This window comes from Rhizobium altiplani, from assembly GCF_001542405.1.
Classification (GTDB): Bacteria; Pseudomonadota; Alphaproteobacteria; order Rhizobiales; family Rhizobiaceae; genus Rhizobium; species Rhizobium altiplani.
The window spans coordinates 1-4,378 of the sequence record NZ_LNCD01000020.1; the positions used below are offsets into that span (position 1 = coordinate 1).

5 protein-coding genes and 1 pseudogene are annotated in these 4,378 nt (G+C 58.1%); 2 read left to right on the forward strand and 4 right to left on the reverse strand.

The window, feature by feature from the left end; translation table 11 throughout:
- Positions 1–69 precede the first annotated feature (69 nt).
- From AS026_RS03850 to tnpA (AS026_RS03865), 4 genes are read right to left on the reverse strand one after another with little or no spacing between them, the layout of a single operon-like run.
- Positions 70–633, reverse strand: a complete 564-nt coding sequence (locus tag AS026_RS03850; protein ID WP_062368490.1) for a UPF0149 family protein — start codon at positions 631–633, stop codon at positions 70–72.
- The gene (tnpC, locus tag AS026_RS03855) at positions 630–2,204 is read right to left on the reverse strand and encodes an IS66 family transposase (protein WP_028749712.1); all 1,575 of its coding nucleotides are present in this window, start codon (positions 2,202–2,204) and stop codon (positions 630–632) included. Before tnpC ends, AS026_RS03850 begins: the two co-directional genes overlap by 4 nt.
- Before the next feature lie 48 nt (positions 2,205–2,252).
- Entirely contained in the window at positions 2,253–2,609 is a 357-nt protein-coding gene (tnpB, locus tag AS026_RS03860; RefSeq protein ID WP_028749713.1) for an IS66 family insertion sequence element accessory protein TnpB, read from the reverse strand.
- The gene (gene tnpA / locus AS026_RS03865; RefSeq protein WP_062368489.1) at positions 2,606–3,076 is read right to left on the reverse strand and encodes an IS66-like element accessory protein TnpA; all 471 of its coding nucleotides are present in this window, start codon (positions 3,074–3,076) and stop codon (positions 2,606–2,608) included. Before tnpA (AS026_RS03865) ends, tnpB begins: the two co-directional genes overlap by 4 nt.
- Positions 3,077–3,264: 188 nt before the next feature.
- On the opposite strand from tnpA (AS026_RS03865), the pseudogene AS026_RS40970 reads away from it, so the two are divergent.
- Positions 3,265–3,782, forward strand: a pseudogene (locus AS026_RS40970) (transposase); the annotation flags it as partial.
- 196 nt (positions 3,783–3,978) lie between these two features.
- Positions 3,979–4,332: an IS66-like element accessory protein TnpA gene (gene tnpA, locus AS026_RS03880; RefSeq protein WP_160330090.1), complete on the forward strand. Its 354-nt coding sequence runs from the start codon at positions 3,979–3,981 to the stop codon at positions 4,330–4,332.
- Positions 4,333–4,378: the final 46 nt, after the last annotated feature.

Here is a 4,378-nt window from a genome sequence, read left to right on the forward strand (position 1 = left end):
GTGAGCGCAACGAATGGCCCACGGCTTTCGTGATTTGACTAAATAGGTTTCTGGCTTTCTGGCTCTCGGTCAGAACTTCTGCTTTGCCCGCTTCGGCATAAAATAGGTTCGGATATTGACGAGTGCTTCGGCGACGGCAGCAGCATCCTGGTGGGTCGCTTTCCGTTTTACCTCGCCGAGCTTGCGGATCGGCGCAATGATATCCCCAGTGACGGCATGACCTCGAAGGACAGGCTGCCAAAGCCTTGGCGCGTGTCGTGTTCCAATGAGAAAGCAGATGTCCCAATCAAATGGATCAAGGGTCTGATCATCGATCTGGGTGAACCTTGGCCGGTGGTCTTTCGGTCTCTCGGAAAGGCTTGCAGATATCCGATTATACTCTGCAACGATCGTCTGCACGGCCCGATGTTCGGTTGTTTCCATCGGCAGGTTTAGGGCATCCGGGCCGGTCAGTTCCGGGATCCATTGCCGTGGGTCGATGAACCTGGGGCCGATGATGAGGGCCGTAAGATAACCATCGAGTCTGCTCATTGACCAGATAGGCGATGGCGGACGACGTCTCCTGATAAAGGCTTCGAATGCGTCGTCATCGAGCTTCGGTCGCGGCGTCATCTCCTGGCTGTTCTGTGTCATGCCGCTTGTCGCTCCTGCTGTGTCATCGCTTCGCGTTCCGCCTTCCAGGCCCAAGGCAAAAGGCTCTCCATCTCGTTGGCTTTCACTTTGCCGGAGATGATGCGCTCCAGCACATCGGCAAGCCAGACGTCGGGGTCCACGCCGTTAAGCTTTGCCGTGTTCACGAGCGATGCCAGGACAGCGAAGGTCTTTCCACCCCGCTCGTTGCCCACGAATAATGAGTTCTTTCTCGTCAAAGCCACGGATTTCATGGAACGCTCGACGACATTGGAGTCCACCTCGATCCGGCCATCCTCTAGAAAGGCTGTCAATCCGCTCCAGTGGTTGAGCATGTAAGTGACTGCCTTGCCAAGTGCCGATTTCGACGACACCTCGTCGCTCAGTTCGGTGAGATGGACCTTCAGTTCTCTCATGATGGGAGCTGCCTCACGACGCCTGCCGCTAAGCCGGGTATCTTCATCTTCCCCTCGTAGTTTTGCTTCGATGCGATAGATTTCGGCAATCCTGGCAAGGATCGACAAGGCCTCCGAAGAGCCGGTCAGTTTGACGACGTCAACGAACTTTCGCCGTGCATGAGCGAGGCAGAAGGCCAGCCGCATGGGGGCAACGTTGCTCTTGCCGCGTCGTTTGACCATGGTTTTATAGGCTTGATATCCATCAACCTGAAGCACGCCGGCGAACGACGACAGTTGCCCCTCGATCTCGCGAGCGCTGCGGCTTTCGGCAAAAATGTAGGCCACCGCCGGCGGCGCCGGACCGTTCCATGGCCGATCGTCAACCGCTTGTGCCCATAACTGGCAGACCTTGGTTCGTTTGCGCCCCGGATCGAGGCGCGGAAGTGGCGTCTCGTCACAGAACACCCTCGGCTGCGAGCGGATGAAGGCGGTGAGTGCATCGTAGAGAAGTTCGAGCCACCAGGCGACCCGCGTGACCCATGCCCCGAGCGTACCGCGATCAATGATGACGCCGCAGGAGGCCAGCATCTGCGCCTGGCGATGCAGCGGCAAATGCCAGGCAAACTTCGAAACGGCGACATGGGCTGCAAACGCCGTGGTCACCATGCCGCCGTCCATGATGCGTGCTGGTGCGGGTGCTTGCACGATGCCACTCTCGCAAGCCCGGCATGCATAGCGTGGCCGGATCGTCCGTTTCACCCGGACTACTGCAGGCACGATGTCGAGCGCCTCGCTGACATCAGTGCCGATGCAATGAAGTTCGAACGAACAGCAGGGGCAAGTCTTGCTCGCTGGCTCGATGAGCTCGTCATAACGCGGAAGGTGTTTCGGCAAACGGCCGATATTGCGGGCTGGCGATCGCCGTGCCTGCGTTTTGTCTTCATCGACCGGCGCGACATCGTCATTGGCAGCAACGGGAATGTCGCCTAGATCGCCAAGATCGAGCATTGCCTGCGTTGGATCGATCGTCGTCATCTTCTCCGATTTCGTCCCGAAGAGCTGGCGCTCAAGGAAGGCAACGCGCGCCTTGAGATCGGCATTCTCTTCGTCGAGCGAGAGAATGATCCGGGTCAATTGCGCAGCATCCTGGGGCAAGGGATCGGGTCGAAGCGGCATGACAGACCCTACCACACGGGTCTGAATCTTCAAGCAAAACCAATAGGATCAGCCTGCTTTTGAGGGCCTCCTCACCGCGTTTCGTTTGACGCGCGTCCAGTCAATGCCGGCCAGCAAAAGCGAGAACTCCTGGGCACTCATCTGCATAGCGCCATCGCGGATCGGAGGCCAAACGAACTTGCCCGCCTCCAACCACTTCGTCGCTAGGATCATGCCTGATCCGTCCCAATAAATGCAGCGAAGCCGATCAAGACGCTTGGCGCGGAACACGAACACGTCGCCACAATAGGGATCGGCCGCAAGGGCTGACGCCACCAAAGCTACCAGGCCATTCATGCCGCGCCGGAAGTCGACGGGTTGCGTCGCAACCATGATCTTCACGCCATTTGGCGAAACTCCGATCACCGGCGCCCTCGCAACGCCGCTACCATCGCCTGCGCCAGTTCAGGCGCTACCGAGCCGATGACCGTCATGCGTGCGCCCGCAATCTCGATCTCAATTCGGCCAGCGAGAACCTCTGGGGCATTCGATGGCGAGCCTTCGTGTCGTGCGCCATCCCCAACCACTGTCACCGGCACGAACACGGCAGGCGGCAAACTAGTCTTTGCCGACCGTTGAGAGGTTAGTCCGGCTTCCCGTCGCCACACATTCAGCAAGCCGCGATTGACGCCCCAGCGCCTCGCAACAGCCGAAATGTTCACTTCAGGTTCTGCGCTCTCCGCGAGAATCCGCGCCTTCTCCTCGTCAGTCCAATTCCGCCGCTGCCGCCGACCGGTGATCACCTCGATCCGCCGATACTTTCCCTCATGCCTGGCTTCATGCATGCCTTCATCCATGACTTCAAGCATGGCATCAGCGCGATCTCCAACCATCCCGGTCCACTCCTATCAATGATAGAGCTTATCTCGAGGCCTCATTCACAAAAGAAAAGGTGGGCTGTTCGTCGCGCTCACCGCCGAAATGTATGGTCCGCCCCGTCATTGAAAGGATTTTAGGTGACCTTGCCCCGTTGCAATAATCCATTTTGAAGTAAGCTCTGGCCCATTGAGAGGACCAGGGAATGAAGCGCAGCCGTTTCACAGACGAACAGATTATCGGCATTCTGAAGGAGCACGAGGCGGGTACGCCGGTCTCGGAGCTTTGCCGCAAGCACGGCGTCAGCGATGCCAGCATCTATAAGTGGAAAGCCAAGTTCGGTGGCATGGAGGTGTCGGAAGCCAAGCGACTGAAGACGCTGGAGGACGAGAACACGAAGCTGAAGCGGCTTCTGGCGGATGCCATGCTCGACAATGCAGCTTTGAAAGACCTTTTGGGAAAGAAGTGGTGACGCCCGCAGCAAAGCGGCGAGCTGTCGCGCATCTGATGGACCAACATCGGATGAGCGAACGGCGGGCGTGTAAAGCCATCGGCTTTTGCCGGATGACGATCCGTTACGAAACCACGCGCAGCGATGACCATGATCTTCGCGAGCGGATGAAGGCGCTGGCCCATGAACGCCGCCGCTTTGGATATCGACGCCTACATGTGCTGCTCAGGCGTGAGGGTCACCTTGTGAACCACAAGCGGCTCTTCCGTATCCCTTCGGCGTGAACCGCCTTGCGAAGTTCCGCGTCTCCCGTGAGTCTGCGCTCTTAAGAGTGGACTTAAGAGTGCATTGAGCGTGAGCGTCCGGTGAGCGGATTTTGCTGAACGAGCCAGTTAGGCGATGTTCTGGCATTAGAACCAGCATTAGTGCTGACACTAATATCAGATCTGAGAGGTTGGTATGGCTCGCATGGAGATCATTTCCGGCGTTGAGCGTAGGCGGCGGTGGTCGAAGGAAGCGAAGCTGGCGATATTGGCTGAAGCCGATCAACCGGGTGTTCGCATTGGCGATGTCGCTCGTCGCCATGACATTTATCCTGCGCAGATCCGTTTATGGCGGAAAACGCTTAGCCACTTCGATGTGTCAGCAACGTTCCTTCCGGTCCACCTGGTCAACGACGTAAGCCTCGGGCAGATGCCGGCGGCCGGCGGGGCGCCCGCGCTAATCAAGATCCAGCTACGAAATGGTCGCAGTTTGAAAGTTCCGGCGGACATTGAACGCAAGATGCTGTCATCGTTGATCGCGTGTGTTGAGGCTGCATGATCGGGCCGACAGGAAATGTGCGGGTCTACTTGGCTTGCGGGGTGAC